This window comes from Streptomyces sp. AM 2-1-1, assembly GCF_029167645.1.
Classification (GTDB): domain Bacteria; phylum Actinomycetota; class Actinomycetes; order Streptomycetales; family Streptomycetaceae; genus Streptomyces.
This window is the reverse complement of the sequence record NZ_CP119147.1, coordinates 2,372,787-2,393,679: the sequence shown is the minus strand read 5'-3', so window position 1 is coordinate 2,393,679 and position 20,893 is coordinate 2,372,787. Positions and strand designations below refer to the sequence as shown.

The following is a 20,893-nucleotide window of genomic DNA, read 5'->3' as shown; positions in this document are numbered from 1 at the left end:
GCTGCGCAGGGGAACCCGCAGATGGGACCGGACGTTGGGGAGGGAGAGGGGAAAGCGCCTGACGAGTGCCCGAGGACCGGGTCACCGGACCGCACGAGACAGGCCCCGGGCATGGCCCGGCCCCTCCGAAAAAGGCTTATACGGAGCTAACGGGCGAGGTGGCTATGGTAGGGGCTCCACTGGACACCACCAGAGCCGACAGGGGAGGTGCGGCTGCGCCTGAGGATCGGGGAGGAGTGCTGCGGCGCTTTCTCAGGTCGGGGGGTGAGCCGAAATCCGTGACCGACACAGCTGACCGTTCTTCCAACGATTCCGCGACGACCGCGACCTTCGCCACCGATACGGAATCCCCGGCGTGGACCCCGCCCTCCTGGGAAGAGATCGTCAGCACCCACAGCGGCCGCGTGTACCGACTCGCGTACCGACTGACGGGCAACCAGCACGACGCGGAGGACCTCACCCAAGAGGTGTTCGTCCGCGTCTTCCGGTCGCTGTCGACCTATACTCCCGGCACCTTCGAGGGCTGGCTGCACCGCATCACCACCAATCTCTTCCTCGACATGGTCCGCCGCAAGCAGCGGATCCGTTTCGACTCCCTGGGGGACGACGCCGCCGAGCGGCTGCCCAGCCGTGAGCCCTCGCCGCAGCAGGTGTTCAACGACACCCACTTCGACGCGGACGTGCAGCAGGCGCTGGACACCCTCGCGCCCGAGTTCCGGGCCGCCGTCGTGCTCTGTGACATCGAGGGGTTGAGCTACGAGGAGATCGCCGCGACGCTCGGCGTGAAGCTGGGCACCGTACGCAGCCGTATCCACCGAGGCCGTTCGCACCTGCGCAAGGCGCTCAAGCACCGGTCTCCCGAAGCCCGCGCCGAACAGCGCTCCCTGGCGGGCGCCGTCCTCGCGGGGGAGGGCGGAACGACGTGACACCCACTGGCCCCACCCCTGCCGAACAGCATCTGGGGGACCGGCTCGCCGCGTTGGTCGACGGCGAGCTCAAACACGACGCCCGCGAACGCGTCCTGGCCCACCTCGCCACCTGCGCCCGGTGCAAGGCCGAGGCGGATGCCCAGCGACGGGTCAAGTCCGTGTTCGCGCAGACCGCTTCCCCCTCCCCCACCGAGGGGTTCCTCGCCCGTCTCCAGGGTCTCCCCGGCGGCGGAACCGACGACGGAGCCCGGCGTGGCCCCTTCGGCCCCGACGGACGGCCGGTCGACGACTTCCGCCTCCCCGCGGGCCGACCGCAGGGAGACAGCCGGGCGGAGCGGATCCCCTCGCCGCTGGAGGGGTTCGGATACCTTCCCGCCGCACACGGCTCAGCGACGCTGCTGCCCGGTGCGGGGCCGGCTTTCCGCATACACGAGGTGGCCCGCGAGGCGGACCGCTCCCCGTGGCGCGGTCGGCGGTTCGCCTTCGCCGCCGCGAGCGCCGTCTCCCTGGCGGCGATCGCGCTCGGCGGTGCCATCCCGGTGGACGACGCCTTCGACGGCCCCCTGCGCACCGAGGGCGCCGGATCGGCGACGACCCCGCTCGATGCCGACGAGCGGGCGGCGAACGGCATCGCGGAGGCCTCCCGCAGGGGTCCCGCGGGCGGCGCGCTCTCGGTGGAGGACCGCTCCGGCGTCTCGGCCACCTTCACGGCGTCCTCCGCCCCCGTCGGGCTCACCGCGGCGAACCCGCCCTACCGGACCGGCGGCGGGACCGAGGTCCTCGCGAGGACCGGGCAGGCGTACACGCGACCGGCGGGGAAGATCTCCCTCGCCTCGCTGATGTGCCCGAGCACGGCGTCCCCGCTGCTCGCCCCGCTCTTCCCCGCCGCAGCGGCGAAACCGCTCGTCACCGCGTCCGCCGCTCCCGGCGTCCCGTCCCCCTCCGCCACCCCCACCCCGCTCTCGGCGCTGGCCCCGCCGCCCCAGACGGTGCGCTGACGCTCCGCGCCGGAGGCACCCCCGGCAGGGGAAGACGGCCCGCTTCCGCGGTTCGCCCTCACGGCCCGTCAGCGACCGTCCCCGCACCGACTCCCCGCCCTCTCCGTCCGCGCCGCCCAAAACCTGGTTGAATTCCGGTCGGGACGCTCCGGCGGGGGCGTGCGGAGCCAGGTGCGGGGAGAGTATGGACGAGGGAAAGCCCACCGGACCGAAGCCGAAGTGGTGGAGCCGTTCCGCGACGGGGCACCCGGCCGGTGACGCGCCGGTGCAGCCGGCCGTCCGGACCCCCGCACCGGAACCCGGGCCGTCCGCACCGGTCCCTCCCGCGCCCGCCACCACGCGTCCGCCGCACGAGCCGGACGAGTACAGCACCCCGCCCCACGGCGGCCCCGGACCCTGGGCGCCCGCCCCGCCGGTGCAGCACCCGGCGGCCACCCCCGCGCACGGTGTCCCCGTACCGCCGGCGTACGCAAGCGAGCCCTGCCCGGTCCACGGCGACCGGAGCACCGCCGGACCCGCCCCGGCCCCCGTACCGCCGCAGCTGCCCCGCCAGGGCACGCCCTGGGGCCAGTACGACCCCTGGGGCTCCCCGCAGCAGCCGCTGATCCGGACCGCCCCCCAGCACGCGGGCGTCACCCCGGCGCCGCCCCGTACGGGCGGCCGGCGCGGTTCGCTCCTCGTCGGGGCCGTACTCCTCGCCCTGGTCGCCGGGGTCATCGGCGGCGGGGTCGGCGCCTACGTCGAGCGCAACGGCGGCCTCACCACCGTGCACCTCCCGCAGGCCGACGCCACCGCGACCGGCCGGGCACCGGACAGCGTCGCCGGAATCGCCGCGAGCGCCCTGCCGGGCGTCGTCACCCTGCACGTCAGCGGCACGGCGGAAGCCGGCACCGGCACCGGCTTCGTCCTCGACGAGCAGGGCCACATCCTCACCAACAACCACGTCGTCGCGCCCGCCGGTTCCTCGGGCGACATCACGGTGACCTTCAGCGGCGGCGAGAGCGCGCGCGCCGAGGTGATCGGCAAGGACAGCGGCTACGACCTCGCCGTGGTGAAGGTCGGCGGCGTCTCGGGCCTGCATCCGCTGGCCCTCGGCAACTCCGACAACGTCGAGGTGGGCGACCCGGTGGTGGCCATCGGCGCCCCGTACGACCTGTCGAACACCGTCACCTCCGGGATCATCAGCGCCAAGCAGCGTCCGATCACCGCCGGCGGTGAGGAGGGCGGTTCCACCGACGTCAGCTACGTCGACGCCCTCCAGACCGACGCGCCGATCAACCCCGGCAACTCCGGCGGCCCCCTCCTCGACGCGCACGCGCAGGTGATCGGCATCAACAGCGCCATCCGCGCGGCCGACGGCGGCTCGGCCGCGGAGGGCGCCCAGGCAGGGTCGATCGGCCTCGGCTTCGCCATACCGATCAACCAGGGCAAGCGCGTCGCCGAGGAGCTCATCAACACCGGCACGGCCACCCACCCGGTGATCGGCGTCACCCTGGACATGGAGTACCTCGGCGACGGCGCGAAGGTGAACACCGAGGGCGAGGGCGGCACCCCCGCCGTCACCGAGGGCGGCCCCGGCGACGAGGCCGGCGTCCGGCCGGGCGACGTCATCACCGCGGTGGACGGCGTACGGGTCCACAGCGGCGAGGAGCTGATCGTGAAGATCCGCGCCCACCGGCCCGGCGACCGGCTCTCCCTGCGTCTGACGCGCGGGGGTAAAGAGCTGTCCATGACTCTGGTCCTGGGGTCCGCCACCGGCACCTGAAGGTCCCCCGGAGCTACCGTCCGTACAGCTGGGACAGGTACGGTTTGCACGGCCGGACTTTTCCGGCCGTGCCGGTGGGACCACGCGACGAACACGCGGAGCACACGAGGAGCAGCGAAGTGTTCAATGACATAGGCGCACTCGAGCTGCTTACTCTCGGAATTCTCGCCGTCCTGGTCTTCGGGCCGGACAAGCTGCCGAAGGTCATCCAGGACGTCACGCGCACGATCCGCAAGATCCGCGAGTTCTCGGACAGCGCCAAGCAGGACATCCGCTCGGAGCTGGGTCCGCAGTTCAAGGACTTCGAGTTCGAGGACCTCAACCCGAAGACGTTCATCCGCAAGCAGCTGATGGACGGCGAGGACGATCTCGGGCTCAAGGAGATCCGCGAGAGCTTCGACCTCCGCAAGGAGCTCACCGACATGACGGACGCCGCGAAAGGCCGCGAGAGCGTGAGCGCCGCGACGGCCGCCGCCTCCGCCTCCCCGGGCGGATCCGACTCCGACGCCCTGACGAAAGCCGCGGCGGACCCGCTGGTGAAGGGTGCCGCGGACCCCCTGGAGAAGGCCGTTCCGGCCGCGCGGGACGACCGCCCGCCGTTCGACGCCGACGCCACCTGAGACCGGTCAATCCCGGCTCGCCCGGACGCTATGGCTATTCTCCATCTGTCCGGTTGCGAGGACGCCCGAGCCCGCGGGGGGCGGGCCGCTCCGGATCCTGAGGAGATCGAGGAGGCGGCCGGGTAGATGGAGACCACGAGTCGGGTTGATACGGATGGCGCGCCCAGTACGGACACCGCGGAAGCGGAGGGGGTGCGCACGGCCCGGCGTGCGGTCGTCGTCGACGGCTATCGGCGGGCGACCTTCCCCTGGTACGCCCTGGACGAGGCGTTCACCGGGCCGCGCCGGCTGACCCCGGTCGGCCGGGCCGCCGACGGAACGGTCCAGCACGGTGCGATCGGCCACGGTGACGAGCCGCTGGCGCGCCCCGACGCGGGCCCCGAGAAGGAGCGGTTCGCCGTCGTGGTGACCGTGGCCAGCAGCCCCGTGCGGGGCAGCGGCGACGGCACCGGAACGCTGGAGGCCACCACGGTCTCCACGGCCGCGTGGCTGGCCGGCTCCGGCCTCCTCGCCTGCACCTGGCCGCCGCAGCTCGACCACACGCTGCGCGACGACTGGCTCGACCAGCAGACGGAGATCGCCTTCGAGCTCGCCGACGAACTGGAGGAGGCGCCCTGGTCGACGCTCTCGCTCCCCGTGGACGGTGTGCCGGTCGAGTTCCACTACCGCGAGTCGGAGTTCGGCTGGGTGCTGGCCGGGTCCGCGAAGGGCGTGCACATCGGCGCCTACGGGCGCGGGATGAGCGCGTACGGACTCGGCTTCTCGGCCGTCGAGGACGTCGCCGACTACGCCTGAGGCGTGCCGTCCGGCTCCGGCGGAGCCGGACGGCACGCGAGGAGCCGGGCCGTCCGTTCCCACGGACCGCCCGGCTCCTCGCGCGTCGGCCCGCCGCGGGCGCCTCGGAACGGTTCCGGGCGCCTCAGAACTTGTTGCGCGGGGTGATGCCCAGCGACATGCCCGAGAGGCCGCGCTGACGGCCCCCCAGCTTCTCCGCGATGGAGCGCAGCGCGCGGCCCGCGGGGGAGTCCGGGTCGGAGAGCACGACCGGCTTGCCCTCGTCGCCGCCCTCGCGCAGCCGTACGTCGATCGGGATCGAACCGAGCACCGGCACCTCGGCGCCGACCGTCTTCGTCAGACCGTCCGCCACCCGCTGACCGCCGCCGCTGCCGAACACGTCGACCATCTCGTCGCAGTGCGGACACGGCATGCCCGACATGTTCTCCACGACGCCGGCGATCTTCTGGTGGGTCTGCACCGCGATCGAACCGGCCCGCTCGGCCACCTCGGCGGCCGCCTGCTGGGGAGTGGTGACGACCAGGATCTCGGCGTTCGGCACGAGCTGCGCCACCGAGATCGCGATGTCACCGGTGCCCGGCGGCAGGTCGAGCAGCAGGACGTCGAGGTCGCCCCAGTAGACGTCCGCGAGGAACTGCTGGAGCGCGCGGTGGAGCATCGGGCCGCGCCAGACCACCGGGGCGTTGCCCGGGGTGAACATGCCGATGGAGATGACCTTAACGCCGTGCGCGGACGGCGGCATGATCATGTTCTCGACCTGGGTGGGCCGGCCGTCCGCGCCCAGCATCCGGGGCACGCTGTGGCCGTAGATGTCGGCGTCGACGACACCCACCTTCAGCCCGTCGGCCGCCATCGCCGCAGCGAGGTTGACCGTCACCGAGGACTTCCCGACGCCGCCCTTGCCGGACGCCACCGCGTAGACCCGGGTGAGCGAGCCGGGCTGGGCGAAGGGCACCTCGCGCTCGGCGGTGCCGCCGCGCAGCGCGCCCGCCAGTTCCTTGCGCTGCTCGTCGCTCATCACGTCGAGGGTGACCTCGACCCGCGAGACGCCCTCGACCCGGGCGACCGCGTCGGTCACGTTCCTGGTGATCGTCTCGCGCATCGGGCAGCCGGAGACCGTGAGGTACACCGTGACAGCCACCACACCGTCGGGATCGATCTCGACCGATTTCACCATGCCGAGTTCGGTGATCGGGCGGTGGATCTCCGGGTCGTTCACTGTCGCCAGTGCTTCACGCACCGCGTCTTCCGTAGCCATACGACGATGTTACGGCGCGCGGCGCTACGCGCGGGTAGCCCTTCAGCGGTCGGCTTCGTCACTCTCGGACGGACGCAGGACCCGCCGGTCCTCCAGGTCCTTCACGAGGTCCTCCAGTTCGGAGCGGATCCAGTCGCGGGTGGCGACCTCGCCGAGCCCCATCCGCAGCGCCGCGATCTCCCGGGTGAGGAACTCGGTGTCGGCGATGGAGCGCTCGTTCTGCTTGCGGTCCTGCTCGTGGGTGACCCGGTCCCGGTCGTCCTGCCGGTTCTGCGCCAGCAGGATCAGGGGTGCCGCGTACGAGGCCTGGAGCGAGAGCATCAGCGTCAGGAAGATGAACGGGTACTCGTCGAAGCGCAGGGCGGTCGGCGCGAAGATGTTCCAGAGCACCCACAGGACGATGATCAGCGTCATCCAGACGATGAACCGTCCGGTGCCCAGGAAGCGGGCGATCCGCTCCGAGAACCGGCCGAACGCCTCGGGGTCGTACTCCGGGAGGAGCCGGCGGCGCGGGGCCTTCGGCTGGTCCAGCCGGAACCGGGGCGGGCGCACCATCCCGGACGAACCGGTGGACGCCCCCTTCGTACGCTCCTCAGCGACCACGGGCGATCTCCTCCTCGCCGTGGAAGTCGGTCTCCCGCCAGTCCTCGGGCAGGAGGTGGTCCAGCACGTCGTCGACGGTCACCGCGCCCAGCAGCGAGCCGCTCTCGTCCACCACCGGCACCGCGACCAGGTTGTACGCGGCCAGATAGCTGGTCACCACCGTCAGCGGGGTGTGCGGCGGCAGCGGCACCAGGTCGCTGTCGACGATCGAACTGACCAGCGCGAACGGAGGGTCGCGCAGCAGCCGCTGGAAGTGGACGGTCCCCAGGTACTTGCCGGTGGGCGTCTCGTCGGGCGGGCGGCAGACGTAGACCTGGGCGGCGAGCGCGGGGGAGAGGTCCGACTGCCGCACCCGGGCGAGCGCGTCCGCGACGGTGGCGTCCGGGCGCAGCACGATCGGCTCGGTCGTCATCAGACCACCCGCCGTCCGCTCCTCGTAGCTCATCAGCCGGCGCACGTCGGCCGCGTCGTCCGGGCGCATCAGCGTCAGCAGCCGCTCCTTGTCCGCCTCCGGCAGCTCGGAGAGGAGGTCCGCCGCGTCGTCCGGGTCCATCGCCTCCAGGACGTCCGCCGCGCGCTCCTCCTTCAACTTGCCGATGATCTCCACCTGGTCGTCCTCGGGGAGCTCTTCCAGGACGTCGGCGAGCCGGTCGTCGTCGAGGGCGGCGGCCACCTCCGCACGGCGCTTGGGCGTCAGGTGGTGCAGGGCGTTGGCGACGTCGGCGGGGCGCAGCCGTTCGAAGGTGGCGACCAGGCTCTCCGCGCCCTGCCCGTGCTCCTCCAGCGTGAAGTCGCGCACCGCGGGCCACTCGACGGTCAGCGTCTCGCCCTTGCGGCGCAGGGCCCCGCCGCGCCCCTTGCGGACGAAGTACTTGTCGATCTCCCAGTCACGGCGGGCGGGCAGCTGGTGGATGGCCACGTCGAGGATGGTGACCTCCTCGCCGGTCCCGGCGAGCCGCACCCGCCGGTCGAGGAACTCGCCGAGCACCAGCCGCTCGGTCGGCCGCTGCTCGAAGCGCCGCATGTTGATCACGCCCGTGGTGATGACCTGGCCGGACTCCACACCCGTCACCCGGGTCATCGGCAGAAAGATGCGCCGCCGGCTGATGACCTCGACCACCATGCCGAGCAGCCGGGGCGGCCTGCCGCCGACGCGCAGCATCGCGACCAGATCGCGGACCCGGCCGACCTGGTCGCCGTTGGGATCGAAGACCGGCACTCCGGACAGGTGCGAGACGAAGACCCTGGGCGCGCCCGATGCCATAGCGCACCCCTTCCGTGCCGGTTGCCGCGTGCATGCGTGACGTGGCCGCTTCACGGTACGTCAGGGGCGTCGGTGACGCCGGTATGCCGGATTCAGGCTAGCCCGTACTGCTCCGCACCGCCCCGGGCGGCCCCCCGGACGGCTCCCTTCCGGGCCGCGCCGGAACCCCGGGTACGCTGCCGCTTGCCATCCCCACGCAGACGAGAGGCAAGTGCGCGTGACCTCCTCCGCCCCCGCCGTTCGGGCCCGCCGCCGGACCGCGCTCGCCCTGGCGCTCGGCGCGGGACTCGCCCTCGGCCTCACCGGCTGCTCGGGCGAAGACCCCGACGCGGGCACCAACGGCCTCGGCAAGCTCCCCGCCACGGAGATCGACACGCGGGCCAGAGCCGCCGCCGACGCCGCCGGCGCCGTCCACCTCGCGGGCACCCTCATCAGCAAGGACGGCAGCTACACCCTCGACATGCGGCTCAACGCGGACGGCGGCACCGGCTCGGTCACCTCCGAGGAGAGCACCTTCGCCGTGCTCCGGGTCGGTGACGACCTCTACCTCAAGGCGGACGCGGCCTTCTGGAGCGCCGAACAGGACGGCAAGGGCGAGGACGACGACGCCGAGGCCGCGAAGAAGCTCGACGGCAAGTACGTCAAGGTGCCCGAGGACGACCCCACGTACAAGCGGCTGCGCGGCTTCACCGAGAAGGACACCCTGCTGGACGGGCTCCTGACCTTGCACGGCACCGTCAACAAGGGCGACCGCGACACCATCACCGGCGTCCCCACCATCCAGATCCTGGGCGGGAAGGGCGAGGGCGGCACCCTCGACGTGGCGCTCCGCGGTGAGCCCTACCCCGTCCGGGTGGCGCGGGGCGGCGGTGGCGGGACGGTCACCCTCGCCGACTGGGGCCGGTCCTTCGACCTGGCGGCCCCGCCGCGGGAGGAGACCGTCGACTACGGCGGAGAGCTGCCGAGGAGTTCCGGCTGACCCGTTCGTACGAACGGGTCGGCGGGCGCGGCGCGACCCCGCGGGAAGGGGCCGACCTCATCCCTCAGCGGGGCCTGCGGCGCTTCAGCAGCAGGCGGGGGAGAGCGGCGGGCACCGGTTCGCGGGTGGTCGCCGGGGTGTCGAGCGGGCGGGCGGCGAGCGAGCCGTCCGGCAGGTCGGTGGTGTGCGTGAGGGGCGTCAGCCGCATCACCCGGCACTCCCGAGCCCAGCGCTCCGGCAGCCGCTCGGCGTCCGGGGCGTTGAGCCGCTTCCCCTTCAGCTCGGCGACCGCCGCCTCCCACTCCTGCGAACGCGGGGCGAGTTCGCCGACCTGGGCCGTCCAGGCGACGATCCGGCCGCCCTTGTCCTTGCTGCGCACGGTCACCTCGGCCCGCGCACCGTCCGCCAGACCGTCCGGGAGCGGCTGCTCGCCGGGGCCGCCCACGAGCAGCACCGCGCCCTCGTGCCACACGTGCCAGAGCGCCCGGGCCGCCCCACAGGCGCGTACCCAGACCAGGCCGGACTTCTTGGTGGCTTCCTCGACCAGGGCCTGCCCGAGCAGCGCGTCAGCAGTCATGGCGCAGAGCCTAACGGGCCGCCCGCGCAACGGGTCCGCCCCGGCCGGGCGCCCTCACAGCCAGCCGTTGCGCTTCAGCGTCCGGTGGATGGAGAAACAGACCACCGCGATGACGCCGAGCACCATCGGATAGCCGTAGGTCCACCGCAGCTCCGGCATGTGCTCGAAGTTCATGCCGTAGACCCCGCAGATCATCGTGGGGACGGCGACGATCGCCGCCCACGACGTGATCTTGCGCATGTCCTCGTTCTGGGTGACGGTCGCCTGCGCCAGGTTGGCCTGGAGGATCGAGTTGAGCAGTTCGTCGAAGCCGAGGACCTCCTCCTGCACCCGGGCGAGGTGGTCGGCCACGTCACGGAAGTACTTCTGGATGTCCGGGTCGATGAGCCGCATCGGCCGTTCGCTGAGGAGTTGCATCGGCCGCTGGAGCGGGGAGACGGCCCGCTTGAACTCCAGCACCTCGCGCTTGAGTTGGTAGATCCGCCCGGCGTCGGTGCCGCGCGCGCTGCCCTTGGCCGGGGTGGAGAAGACGTCGATCTCCACCTCGTCGATGTCGTCCTGCATCGCGGCGGCGACCGCGATGTATCCGTCCACCACGTGGTCGGCGATGGAGTGCAGCACGGCGGACGGGCCCTTGGTGAGCAGCTCCGGATCGTCCTGGAGGCGGTGACGCAGGGCGCGCAGCGACCCCTGGCCCCCGTGCCGGACGGTGATCACGAAGTCCCGGCCGGTGAAGCACATCACCTCGCCGGTCTCGACGACCTCGCTGGTCGCGGTGAGCTCGGCGTGCTCGACGTAGTGGATGGTCTTGAAGACCGTGAAGAGCGTGTCGTCGTACCGCTCCAGCTTCGGCCGCTGGTGGGCGTGGACGGCGTCCTCCACCGCCAGCGGGTGCAGCCCGAACTCCCGTGCGATGACCGCGAATTCCGCCTCGGTGGGCTCGTGCAGCCCGATCCAGGCGAAGCCGCCGCCCTCCCGCACCCGCAGCATCGCCTCGTGCGGGGTCTGGCAGGCGGACGCCTCCATGCGGCGGCCGTCGCGGTAGACCGCGCAGTCCACCACCGCACTGGAGGCGGACGGGTCGCGGGTGGTGTCGTAACCGTTGTAGGGAGCGGGGTTCTTGCGGAGGGAGGGCCGCAGGGAAGGGCGCACGGCGGCGCGCAGGTCACGGATCATGGACATGGCTGGCTCCTACACGAAAGGGCCGTGCGGCGCGCGCAGGCGGAACAGCCCGGAATGGAGACGTGGGACCACGTCCGCAAAGCGGGCGGCACCGCGCAGCGGTGGCGACGGCGTTCGCTACAGACAGGCAAAAACGAGATGCTCTTCCGCCGTGCGACAAGCCACGAGCCCTGACCGAGAGGGCTTAAAAGATCACCGGGAAACGGTGGAGACGGAAGGGCGCTTGGTACTGCACGGTCGACTTGGATCCATGGCAGTCCCCACCTCCTCCGGTCGGTCCCCCGTGGGGGACGACGTGCTGCCGGGACTTGAGGGAGCGTGGCTTCGCACGCTGTCCCGACCGGCGGCCAGGCTATCAGCCGGCCAAGGGCCAATCCCGTACTTTGCCCGTTCGATACGCGTTCTATGCTCGCGACATGGAAGAAATTCTCGCGCTCGTCGAAGCCCGGCTCCGCACCGCTCTCGGCGAGCCGGACGCCCGCGCCGCCGTGACCTTCCTCGGGACGGACCGCATCGAGGTGCTGCGCTTCCTCGACGGCGACGTGGTCCGCTACGCCACCCTCGGCATGTCCGCCCAGCCCATGGCGGACCCCACCTCCCCCCTCGCCGACCCGGTGAAGGGCCCGCGCGCGGAACTGGTGCTCTCGGTACGGGCGGGACTGGCCGCCACCGACCAGGTGCTGCGCCCGCTCGCCGTGCTCGCCGCGTCCCCGCAGGTCGAGGGTGTGATCGTCCAGCCCGGCGCCTCCCTGGACCTGGGCGACCCGCTCTGGCCGTCCGCCCCCTTCTCCTCGGTACTGGTCGCCGAGTCCGGCGGACTGGTGGAGGACCTGGAGCTGGACGAACCGATGGACCCTGTGCGTTTCCTGCCGCTGCTCCCGATGACCCCCAACGAGGCCGCCTGGAAGCGGGTCCGGGGCGCCCAGGAACTCCAGGAGCGCTGGCTGTCGCACGGGACCGACCTGCGGGACCCGCTCCGCTCCTCCGTACCGCTGGACTGAGACCACCCGTACGAGCCACGGGCCCCGGTCGGCGGACGGCCCCGGTCGGCGAACGGTCTCAGTTCGCGAACGCCGAGACGCCGTCCTCGGTGGCGTGCCGGGGCCGGACGTCCTCGGCCTCGTGGGTCAGCGCGGTGCGCCGGATCCGGACGACGAGCGCACCGGCGAGGGCCGTGGCGGCGGCGACCACGAACGGGATGTGCACGTCGCTCCACTCCTCGATCTTCGGCGCGAGGTAGGGAGCGGCGGCCGCGGCGAACCAGCGGACGAAGTTGTACCCGGCGCTCGCGACCGGACGGGGCGCGTCCGAGACGCCGAGGGCGAGCTCGGTGTAGACCGTGTTGTTCATGCCGATGAAGGCGCCGGAGACGATGGTGCAGACGATGGCGGCGGTGTGGTTCCCGTACCCGAGGACCAGCAGGTCCACCGCGAAGAGGACGAGCGAGCCGCCCAGCACCCTCAGCGAACCGAAGCGCTCCTGGAGCCGCGGGGCGACGAAGACGGAGAAGACGGCGAGCAGCAGGCCCCAGGCGAAGAAGACCGCACCGGACCTGTACGGAGTCATGTCCAGCACGAACGGTGTGAACGCGAGGATGGTGAAGAAGGCGTAGTTGTAGAAGAAGGCCGAGGTCGCCACCGAGGCCAGTCCGCCGTGGCCGAGTGCCCTGACCGGGTCGAGCAGCGAGGTCTTCCGTGCCGGTTTCGGCTGTTCCCGCAGGAACGCGGTGATGCAGACGAAGCCGATCGCCATCAGGGCGGCGGTGCCGAAGAACGGGTAGCGCCAGCTGGCGTTGCCGAGCAGCGCGCCCACCAGGGGGCCGCACGCCATGCCGAGGCCGAGGGCGGCCTCGTAGAGCAGGATCGCCGCCGCGCTGCCCCCGGCGGCGGCGCCGACGATCACGGCCAGCGCGGTGGAGACGAAGAGCGCGTTGCCCAGTCCCCAGCCGGCCCGGAAGCCGACGAGTTCGCCCACCGAGGACGACGTCCCGGAGAGTGCGGCGAAGACGACGACCAGCGCCAAACCGGCCAGCAGGGTCTTCTTGCCGCCGATGCGGCTGGAGACGAAGCCGGTGACCAGCATCGCGAAGGCGGTGATCAGGAAGTACGAGGTGAACAGCAGCGACACCTGGCTCTGCGTCGCGTCCAGTCCCTCGGCGATGGAGGGCAGGATCGGGTCCACCAGGCCGATGCCCATGAACGCCACGACGGACGCGCCGGCGGTCGCCCAGACCGCTTTGGGCTGGCGAAGGATGCTGGTGGCCCCTTCGTCGAACGGATCGTCTCCCCGCATGTGTTTCCACTCTCCTCGTCGAACGGGTCCCGGCGCTCCCGCTCGTGGCGGTCCCGCGACCCTGGCCTGATGTCCGTGCGCTCTCCAGAATAAGTTAGCTCGGCTAATTGATGCAAGCTACATCTACATTCCCCGGTGGGAGCCACGCTGCGGACGGGTGACCGTCCTTGACGTGGCGGCGCGGGAGGGGGACCGTGGGTTCGTATGAGGGGCGAACCCAGTTGCCCGAAGTGCGGTGGCCGGGTCAGGGCGCCCGGTCTCTTCGCCGACTCCTGGCAGTGCCCCGCGCACGGCCCGGTCCACCCGATGCAACCGGTGGTCCCGCCCAGCGTCGAGGCGCTCGGAGTGGTCGTCCACCGCGCGCAGGTGCCGGTGTGGATGCCGTGGCCGCTGCCGGTCGGCTGGCTCTTCACGGGCGTGGCGCACGCCGGCGACGACCGCAGCGGAGGCCGCGCCACCGCGCTCGCCTGTTCCGGCCCCGGACCGCTCGGCGGGATGGGTGAGCTGCTGCTCGTCGCCGAGGAGCTCGGCGTCGGGCTCGGCGCCCGCTACGCCGGGATCGAGGGCCCCGACCCCGGTCCGCACATGCGCATCGACGGGCCGCCCGTGGCCAAGGTGCTCGCCGCCGGCCGGCCGACCCCGCTGTGGCAGGTGCACGATGTCCCCGAGGACCGGGCCGTCTTCGCCGGTGAGGCGCGCGGGCTCTGGCTCTGGGCGATCGTCTGGCCCCAGCAGTCGGCGCTGCTGATGTACGACGAACTGGTTCTGACCGACCTCCGCGACGCCGGCGCCGAAGTGGACCTCGTACCCTGCGGCGCCCTCACCCCCCGCCTCCTCGGCCTCCCCGACGCGCCGCCCCGGCAGGGGCCCGCGCCGCGCTGAGCCGCGCTGCCCCGCGATCCCGGTCCCACCCGGCGTGCAGCGGCCGCCGTTCCCCGCACGGGCCGTTCGGGTGGCGGTCGGTACGGCGGCTATCCTGGAGCGTCCCCACCGGTCCCACCGGTCGCACCGTCCGCCGCGAGCACAGGAGTCACCGTCGTGCGCATCGACCTGCACACGCACTCCACGGCGTCCGACGGTACGGACACCCCGGCCGAGCTGGTCGCACGCGCGGCGGCGGCCGGACTCGACGTCGTCGCACTCACCGACCACGACACCGTGCGGGGGCACGCCGACGCGCTCGCCGCCCTCCCCGAGGGCCTCACCCTCGTCACCGGCGCGGAACTCTCCTGCCGCCTCGACGGGGTGAGCCTGCACATGCTGGCGTACCTCTTCGATCCCACGGAGCCCGAGTTCGCCCGCGAACGCGAGCTGGTCCGGGACGACCGGGTGCCGCGCGCCCGGGCCATGGTCGCCAAGCTCCGGGCGCTGGGCGTGCCGGTGACCTGGGAGCAGGTCGCCCGGATCGCCGGTGACGGCTCGGTGGGCCGCCCGCACGTCGCCGCCGCCCTCGTCGAAGCGGGTGTCGTCCCCACCGTCTCCGACGCGTTCACCCCCGAGTGGCTCGGCGACGGAGGCCGGGCCCACGCCGGCAAGCACGAACTCGATCCCTTCGACGCCGTCCGGCTCGTCAAGGCCGCCGGCGGGGTCACCGTCCTCGCCCACCCGCGGGCCGTCAAGCGCGGGGCCGTCGTCCCCGAGTCGGCCATCGCCCGGCTCGCCGCCGCGGGACTCGACGGCATCGAGGTCGACCACATGGACCACGACGGAGCCACCCGCGCCGCACTGCGCGCTCTCGCCGCCGAACTCGGACTGCTGACCACCGGTTCCAGCGACTACCACGGCAGCCGCAAGACCGTCGCGCTCGGCGAGTACACCACCGACCCCGAGATCTACGGCGAGATCACCCGGCGCTCCACGGGAGCCTTCCCGGTACCGGGTGCCGGCGGAGCGCTCCACCGCTGAGGGCCGCACCCCCTTCTTCCGGCCGCCGGGGTGCGGCGGCCGGTCCTTCCCGCCGCACCCCGGTGCCGCGCGCCCGTCCCGCCGCCACCCCGCCCGACCGTCCCGGAGCTCACGCCCCGTGAGCCCGGGCGCACCCGTGCGCGGCTTCTCCTCCCCGACCTGCTCCTCCTCTTCTCCCGCAAGGCTCACCGTGTTCGACGTCGCTGTTTTCGGTTCGCTCTTCCTCACCCTCTTCGTGATCATGGATCCGCCCGGGATCACGCCGATCTTCCTGGCCCTCACCGCCGGACGGCCGGCCAGGACCCAGCGCAAGATGGCGCTCCAGGCGGTCACGGTCGCCTTCGGGGTGATCGCCGTCTTCGGTGTGCTCGGCCAGCAGATCCTCGACTACCTGCACGTCTCCGTCCCCGCGCTGATGATCGCGGGCGGGCTGCTCCTGCTGCTCATCGCGCTGGACCTGCTCACCGGCAAGACGGACGAGCCGACGCAGACGAAGGACGTCAACGTGGCGCTCGTACCGCTCGGCATGCCGCTGCTGGCCGGTCCCGGCGCGATCGTCTCGGTGATCCTGGCCGTGCAGCACGCGCACACCGTGAGCAGCCAGATATCCGTCTGGTCGGCGATCGTCGCCATGCACGTGGTGCTCTGGCTGACCATGCGCTACTCGCTGCTGATCATCCGGGTCATCAAGGACGGCGGGGTGGTGCTGGTGACCCGGCTCGCCGGGATGATGCTCTCCGCCATCGCGGTGCAGCAGATCATCAACGGCATCACCCAGGTCATCCAGAACGGCTGAGGGGCAGTGCTCGCGGGGCGGGTCGCGGTACGCGAGCCACCGCCCGGGGCCGACCGGACCCCGGACACACTGCGCCCCCGCACGGGGACCCGTACGGGGGCGGCTCGTCATCTCATCAAGGCGTACTGCCGGAAGGTGTTACGAGGCCGAACTGTCTGCCGGCCGAATGTAGATGCGCTGGCCCATTGCCGCGGCCTGCTGCACGATCCGGTTGACGGAGGCGGCGTCTACAACGGTGCTGTCCACGGCGGTACCGTCGACGTCGTCGAGTCGCATGATCTCGAAGCGCACAGGGCTTCCCTTCGTCTGATCCTCCTGCTGGAGAACTACTGGCCGGACGGGCGTTCCCGTCCACAAGGATAAGGAAGCGAGGCCCTTCGGTCCCGCTCCCTACGAGGGGTACAACGGCATGCCCCCCGAGAAACATTCCCTACGCTAAGGAAATTTTTTGGATGTCTAAGTACCCGCAGGTAGTCACGCCACCACGGACGCAGAGTTCCGCATGAGCAACGCCGATCCCGCCACCACCGCGGACGAGATCCGCGACCGCCTGGACCTGACGAACCAACTCCTCAAGCGTGTCCTCGCCGAGGTCTCGAAAACTCCCTCCACCCACGCGATCTTCGTCGACGCGGGGTACGTGTACGCCGCAGCCGGTCTCCTGGTCACCGGCACCGAGGACCGCCGCTCCTTCGACCTCGACTCCGGCGGGCTGATCGAGGCGTTCATCGAACAGGCGCGCACGATCTTCGCGGACAGCCGGCTGCTCCGCGTCTACTGGTACGACGGCGCCCGCCGCCGCACCCACACGACCGAGCAGCAGTCCATCGCCGAACTGCCGGACGTCAAGGTGCGGCTCGGCAACCTCAACGCCAACAACCAGCAGAAGGGCGTCGACTCCCTCATCCGCACCGACCTCGAATCGCTCGCCCGGCACCGCGCCATCAGCGACGCCGCGCTGGTCGGTGGCGACGAGGACCTGGTCTCCGCCGTGGAGGCCGCACAGGGGTACGGCGCCCGGGTCCACCTTTGGGGCATCGAGGCCGGGGAGGGCCGCAACCAGGCCGAGCCGCTGCTCTGGGAGGTGGACAGCCAGCGCACCTTCGACCTGGACTTCTGCCGCCCCTACGTCACCCGCCGCCCCGTCACCACGTACGAGGACGAGGGACCGGCGCCCTCCCGCGAAGACGTCCGCTTCGTCGGGGCACAGGTGGCCGCCGCGTGGCTCGCCGCCAAGGGCCGGGAGTCGCTGGTCGACCTGATGCCGGGCCACCCGTACCTGCCGGGTTCCGTCGACCAAGACCTCCTGGTCGAGGCGGAACGCCTGCTCCAGCACTCTCTGCGCGGGCACCCCCCGCTGCGCCGGGCGCTGCGGGACGGCTTCTGGCAGCACCTCCAGGCGCAGTTCTAGGCGGACTTCAGGGCGGGGGCGGGGGGCGGGGGCGCGGCGCGGCCTTCGGACGGACAGGGCGTCGCCCGGTCCTTCGGACGACAGGGCGTCGCCCCGTCACGGGCCGGGGCCCCGTCCCCGCACCCGGCCCTCGGCCCGGAGGAGTGGCCGCAGCTCAGAGGCTCTCCCAGAACGCCACCAGCGCGCGGGCGGTCTCCTCGGGGCGTGCGGTGTTCGGGGAGTGCTCGGCGCCGGCGACCGTGGTGCGCCGGGCGCCGAGGCGATCGGCCATCGCGGTCAGCAGACCGACCGGCCACACGTCGTCGCGCTCCCCGGACAGCACGTGGACCGGCAGACCGGTGGCGGCCAGCTCGTCCACCCGGTCCGGCTCCCCGCACAGCAGGCGACCGGTGGCGATCAGCTGCGCCGGATCGTTCCCCAGCCACCGGCGGCGCAGGTCCTCGCCGTCGTCGGTGGCCGTGTCCTCCGGCGGGTCGAGCGCCCGCATCGCGTCCCACACCTCAGCCATGGTCAGCGCCGACAGCGCGTCGCCGAGCAGTTTCAGCTTCTCCCGCTGTCCCGCGGAGACCTCGGCCGGACCCGACGACATCAGCGTGAGCGAGCGGAAGGGCGAGGGGTCCATCAGCACGGCGGCACGGGCGATCTGGCCGCCCAGCGAATGGCCGAGCAGATGCAGCGCCGTGCCCTCGTGGGTGCCATCGGTGCCGTCGGGGACCCCGGCCGGGACGAGCGCGGCGGCCTGCGCCAGTACGTCGCGCGCCAACTCGTCCTGCGCGTAGTCCTCCTGACGGCCCGTCCCCCGGCTCTCGTACTGCCCCCGACCGTCCACGGCGACGGCGCGGAAACCGGCGGCGGACAGGGGCTCGAGGAGGGCGACGAAGTCCTCCTTGCTCCCGGTGAAGCCGGGGAGCATCAGGACGGTGCCCCGCGCGGCCGTACACGGCACGGCGTCCAGGGCGGCGAACTCGCCGCGCGGGGTGCGCAGGACACGGGCGCGGGCGCAGGGGGGCGGGGTGAAGGTCGGCGGCCGGCTCATGGGACGAGGGTAAGGGTTGTCCCGTGCTTCCCGGCGGGTGCGCGACACCGGCCACGGCGCCTCGCCGCCCCGTCGGAACGTCCGCCTACGTCCCGTATGCGGATGTCCTCACCGTGCGATGCCCCGCGCATCCGACGCCGCGTACGGGTCCACGACGGGATGCGGGGCACCCCTGAGAGGCGACGGCCGGCAGCGCCCCGGAACGCCGGACGGCCCCGGCCCCGTGATCGGGGCCGGGGCCGTAGGGCATCCGGTGTGCTGCCGGGAGGATCAGCTCTCGGTCGACGCGGCCTCGGTGGTCGCCGGACGGGTGCTGCGGCGACGGCGGGTCCGTGCCGGAGCCTCCGAGACCTCGTCCGCCACGGTCTCGGTGACCGCGACGGTCTCCGGCTTGGCGGCGGTGCGGCGGCGGCGCTTCGGCTTCTCCTCCACGGCGTCGGCGGCCACGGCGTCGACGGCCTCGGCCTGGACGGCCGCGCTCTTAGGAGCGGCGGCCTTCCGGGTCCGGGGCTTCGACTCGGCCGTGGTGGCCTTCGCCTCGGCGGCCGGCTTCGTGGCCGTACGGGCGGGGCGGCGACGCGGCCGGCTCTCCGTCTCGGGCTCCGAGAACGGGGCGATCTGGAAGTCCACCTCGTCCTCGGCGGGCTTCACGATCCGGGGGCGGCGGCGCGGCTTCGTCTCGGCCTTGGCCTCGGCGGCGGGCGCGCTGAAGCCGACGGCGACGGCCACCGTCTGGAACTCCGGCTCGGCCGGTGCCGCGGCGCGGGTACGACGGCGACGCGCCGGCTTGGTGACCTCGGTGACCTCGGCGACCTCGGAGGCCACCGGGGCCTCCACGACGGACACAGGAGCCTCGGCGGCCACCGCTGCCGGCGGTTCGACGAGCGCGACGGCTGCCGCCTCGGCGGCTACGGCCTCCGCGACACCGACCCGGCCACGGCGGCGGCGACGCGGGGCGCGCGGCTCCGTGGTCCCGGCGGCCTCGGTACCGTCCGAGGCAGGTGCGGCCTCGGTGGCGGGCGCGGGCACGACGGCGGCGCCCTCCTCACCGGTTCCGCCACGGGTGCGGCGGCGCTGGCGCGGGGTACGCGCGGGGCGCTCCTCGCGGGCCTCACGAGCGGGGGCGGACGCGGCGGGAGCCTTGCGGCCCCGACCGCCGGTCTCGCCGAGGTCTTCGAGGTCCTCCGCGCGCAGACCCGCACGGGTCCGCTCGGCACGGGGCAGTATGCCCTTGGTGCCGTCGGCGATGCCGAGGTCCGCGAAGAGGTGCGGGGAAGTGGAGTACGTCTCCGGCGGGTCCGGGAACTTCAGGTCCAGCGCCTTGTTGATCAGCTGCCAGCGCGGGATGTCGTCCCAGTCCACCAGCGTGACCGCGATGCCCTTGGCGCCCGCGCGGCCGGTACGGCCGATGCGGTGCAGGTAGGTCTTCTCGTCCTCGGGGGACTGGTAGTTGATGACGTGGGTCACACCCTCGACATCGATACCGCGCGCGGCGACGTCGGTGCAGACGAGGACGTCGACCTTGCCGTTGCGGAAGGCGCGCAGCGCCTGCTCACGGGCGCCCTGGCCGAGGTCGCCGTGGACCGCGCCGGAGGCGAAGCCGCGCTTCTCCAGCTGCTCCGCGATGTCGGCGGCGGTGCGCTTGGTCCGGCAGAAGATCATCGCCAGTCCCCGGCCGTCGGCCTGGAGGATGCGCGAGACCAGCTCGGGCTTGTCCATGTTGTGCGCCCGGTACACGAACTGGGTGGTGTTCTTGACCGTCGTGCCCTCGTCGTCGGGCGACGTGGCGTTGATGTGCGTGGGCTGCGACATGTACCGGCGGGCGAGGCTGATCACGGCGCCCGGCATGGTGGCCGAGAAGAGCATCGTCTGGCGCTTCGGCGGCAGCATCGTCAGGATGCGCTCGACGTCCGGCAGGAAGCCCAGGTCCAGCATCTCGTCGGCCTCGTCGAGGACGAGGGCGCGGACGTGGGAGAGGTCCAGCTTGCGCTGGCCCGCCAGGTCGAGCAGCCGGCCGGGGGTGCCGACGACGATGTCGACGCCCTTCTTCAACGCCTCGACCTGGGGCTCGTAGGCGCGGCCGCCGTAGATGGCCTGGACGCGGACGTTGCGGACCTTGCCGGCGGTGAGGAGGTCGTTGGTGACCTGCTGGCAGAGCTCGCGGGTCGGCACGACGACGAGCGCCTGCGGCGCGTCGGTGAGCTTCTCGGGAGCCGCGCGGCCCGCTTCGACGTCGGCGGGGACGGTGACGATCTCCAGGAGCGGCAGACCGAAGCCGAGCGTCTTGCCGGTGCCGGTCTTCGCCTGGCCGATGACGTCGCTGCCGGAGAGCGCGACGGGGAGCGTCATCTCCTGGATCGGGAAGGGGGACATGATGCCGACGGCTTCGAGGGCCTCGGCCGTCTCGGGGAGGATCCCGAGGTCGCGGAAGGTAGTCAGGGTGCTGCCTCTTCTGTGAAACGCGGACCGAGGCGAACGCTGGG

Annotated in this window: 20 protein-coding genes; 11 read left to right on the top strand and 9 right to left on the bottom strand. The window is 72.5% G+C overall.

What is annotated here, in order from left to right; all coding sequences use genetic code 11:
- The first annotated feature begins 164 nt into the window (after positions 1-164).
- From sigE to PZB77_RS10025, 5 genes are all read left to right on the top strand, one after another.
- Complete coding sequence (sigE, locus tag PZB77_RS10045; protein WP_275492229.1) at positions 165-926, top strand: RNA polymerase sigma factor SigE; 762 nt, start codon at positions 165-167, stop codon at positions 924-926.
- Positions 923-1,927: a zf-HC2 domain-containing protein gene (locus tag PZB77_RS10040; RefSeq protein ID WP_275492228.1), complete on the top strand. Its 1,005-nt coding sequence runs from the start codon at positions 923-925 to the stop codon at positions 1,925-1,927. The genes sigE and PZB77_RS10040 overlap by 4 nt, the downstream gene beginning before the upstream one ends.
- 184 nt (positions 1,928-2,111) lie before the next feature.
- Positions 2,112-3,692 (top strand): trypsin-like peptidase domain-containing protein, encoded by a 1,581-nt coding sequence (locus PZB77_RS10035; protein WP_275492227.1) that lies wholly within the window; start codon positions 2,112-2,114, stop codon positions 3,690-3,692.
- Between the two features lie 119 nt (positions 3,693-3,811).
- Positions 3,812-4,312 (top strand): sec-independent translocase, encoded by a 501-nt coding sequence (locus tag PZB77_RS10030; protein WP_275492226.1) that lies wholly within the window; start codon positions 3,812-3,814, stop codon positions 4,310-4,312.
- Between the two features lie 126 nt (positions 4,313-4,438).
- Positions 4,439-5,107, top strand: a complete 669-nt coding sequence (locus tag PZB77_RS10025; RefSeq protein ID WP_275492225.1) for a hypothetical protein — start codon at positions 4,439-4,441, stop codon at positions 5,105-5,107.
- 124 nt (positions 5,108-5,231) lie between these two features.
- On the opposite strand, the gene PZB77_RS10020 is transcribed toward PZB77_RS10025, so the two are convergent.
- The 3 genes from PZB77_RS10020 to PZB77_RS10010 are packed head-to-tail and all read right to left on the bottom strand — an operon-like array spanning position 5,232 to position 8,232.
- Positions 5,232-6,365, bottom strand: coding sequence for an Mrp/NBP35 family ATP-binding protein (locus PZB77_RS10020; protein WP_275492224.1), 1,134 nt, complete (start codon positions 6,363-6,365; stop codon positions 5,232-5,234).
- A 42-nt stretch (positions 6,366-6,407) separates the two neighbouring features.
- Positions 6,408-6,968: a DUF1003 domain-containing protein gene (locus tag PZB77_RS10015; RefSeq protein WP_275492223.1), complete on the bottom strand. Its 561-nt coding sequence runs from the start codon at positions 6,966-6,968 to the stop codon at positions 6,408-6,410.
- On the bottom strand, positions 6,958-8,232 hold the full coding sequence (locus PZB77_RS10010; protein WP_275492222.1) for a CBS domain-containing protein: 1,275 nt from the start codon (positions 8,230-8,232) through the stop codon (positions 6,958-6,960). Before PZB77_RS10010 ends, PZB77_RS10015 begins: the two co-directional genes overlap by 11 nt.
- Positions 8,233-8,449: 217 nt before the next feature.
- Between PZB77_RS10010 and PZB77_RS10005 the strand changes: the two genes are divergently transcribed.
- A complete protein-coding gene (locus PZB77_RS10005; protein WP_275492221.1) occupies positions 8,450-9,211 on the top strand; it encodes a hypothetical protein in 762 nt (253 codons plus the stop codon).
- A 64-nt stretch (positions 9,212-9,275) separates the two neighbouring features.
- Here the strand turns inward: PZB77_RS10005 and PZB77_RS10000 are convergent, their stop codons facing one another.
- Positions 9,276-9,788 carry a hypothetical protein gene (locus tag PZB77_RS10000; protein ID WP_275492220.1) on the bottom strand — a complete coding sequence of 171 codons (513 nt, stop codon included), beginning with the start codon at positions 9,786-9,788 and terminating at the stop codon, positions 9,276-9,278.
- Positions 9,789-9,842: 54 nt separating this feature from the next.
- Positions 9,843-10,970: a magnesium and cobalt transport protein CorA gene (locus PZB77_RS09995; RefSeq protein ID WP_275492219.1), complete on the bottom strand. Its 1,128-nt coding sequence runs from the start codon at positions 10,968-10,970 to the stop codon at positions 9,843-9,845.
- Positions 10,971-11,386: 416 nt separating this feature from the next.
- Between PZB77_RS09995 and PZB77_RS09990 the strand changes: the two genes are divergently transcribed.
- Positions 11,387-11,971: a suppressor of fused domain protein gene (locus PZB77_RS09990; protein WP_275492218.1), complete on the top strand. Its 585-nt coding sequence runs from the start codon at positions 11,387-11,389 to the stop codon at positions 11,969-11,971.
- A gap of 58 nt (positions 11,972-12,029) precedes the next feature.
- Here the strand turns inward: PZB77_RS09990 and PZB77_RS09985 are convergent, their stop codons facing one another.
- Positions 12,030-13,262, bottom strand: a complete 1,233-nt coding sequence (locus PZB77_RS09985) for an MFS transporter (protein WP_275492217.1) — start codon at positions 13,260-13,262, stop codon at positions 12,030-12,032.
- 204 nt (positions 13,263-13,466) lie between these two features.
- On the opposite strand from PZB77_RS09985, the gene PZB77_RS09980 reads away from it, so the two are divergent.
- From PZB77_RS09980 to PZB77_RS09970, 3 genes are all read left to right on the top strand, one after another.
- Positions 13,467-14,144 (top strand): DUF6758 family protein, encoded by a 678-nt coding sequence (locus PZB77_RS09980; RefSeq protein WP_275492216.1) that lies wholly within the window; start codon positions 13,467-13,469, stop codon positions 14,142-14,144.
- Positions 14,145-14,300: 156 nt separating this feature from the next.
- Complete coding sequence (locus tag PZB77_RS09975) at positions 14,301-15,167, top strand: PHP domain-containing protein (protein ID WP_275492215.1); 867 nt, start codon at positions 14,301-14,303, stop codon at positions 15,165-15,167.
- A gap of 190 nt (positions 15,168-15,357) precedes the next feature.
- Complete coding sequence (locus tag PZB77_RS09970) at positions 15,358-15,963, top strand: MarC family protein (RefSeq protein ID WP_275492214.1); 606 nt, start codon at positions 15,358-15,360, stop codon at positions 15,961-15,963.
- A gap of 138 nt (positions 15,964-16,101) precedes the next feature.
- On the opposite strand, the gene PZB77_RS09965 is transcribed toward PZB77_RS09970, so the two are convergent.
- Entirely contained in the window at positions 16,102-16,254 is a 153-nt protein-coding gene (locus PZB77_RS09965) for a hypothetical protein (RefSeq protein WP_007446805.1), read from the bottom strand.
- A gap of 211 nt (positions 16,255-16,465) precedes the next feature.
- On the opposite strand from PZB77_RS09965, the gene PZB77_RS09960 reads away from it, so the two are divergent.
- Entirely contained in the window at positions 16,466-17,374 is a 909-nt protein-coding gene (locus PZB77_RS09960) for an NYN domain-containing protein (protein ID WP_275492213.1), read from the top strand.
- A gap of 154 nt (positions 17,375-17,528) precedes the next feature.
- Here PZB77_RS09960 and PZB77_RS09955 read toward each other — a convergent pair whose 3' ends face one another.
- Together PZB77_RS09955 and PZB77_RS09950 are read right to left on the bottom strand one after the other, a co-directional pair.
- Entirely contained in the window at positions 17,529-18,410 is an 882-nt protein-coding gene (locus PZB77_RS09955; protein ID WP_275492212.1) for an alpha/beta hydrolase, read from the bottom strand.
- 270 nt (positions 18,411-18,680) lie between these two features.
- Positions 18,681-20,783: a DEAD/DEAH box helicase gene (locus tag PZB77_RS09950; RefSeq protein WP_275492211.1), complete on the bottom strand. Its 2,103-nt coding sequence runs from the start codon at positions 20,781-20,783 to the stop codon at positions 18,681-18,683.
- Positions 20,784-20,893: the final 110 nt, after the last annotated feature.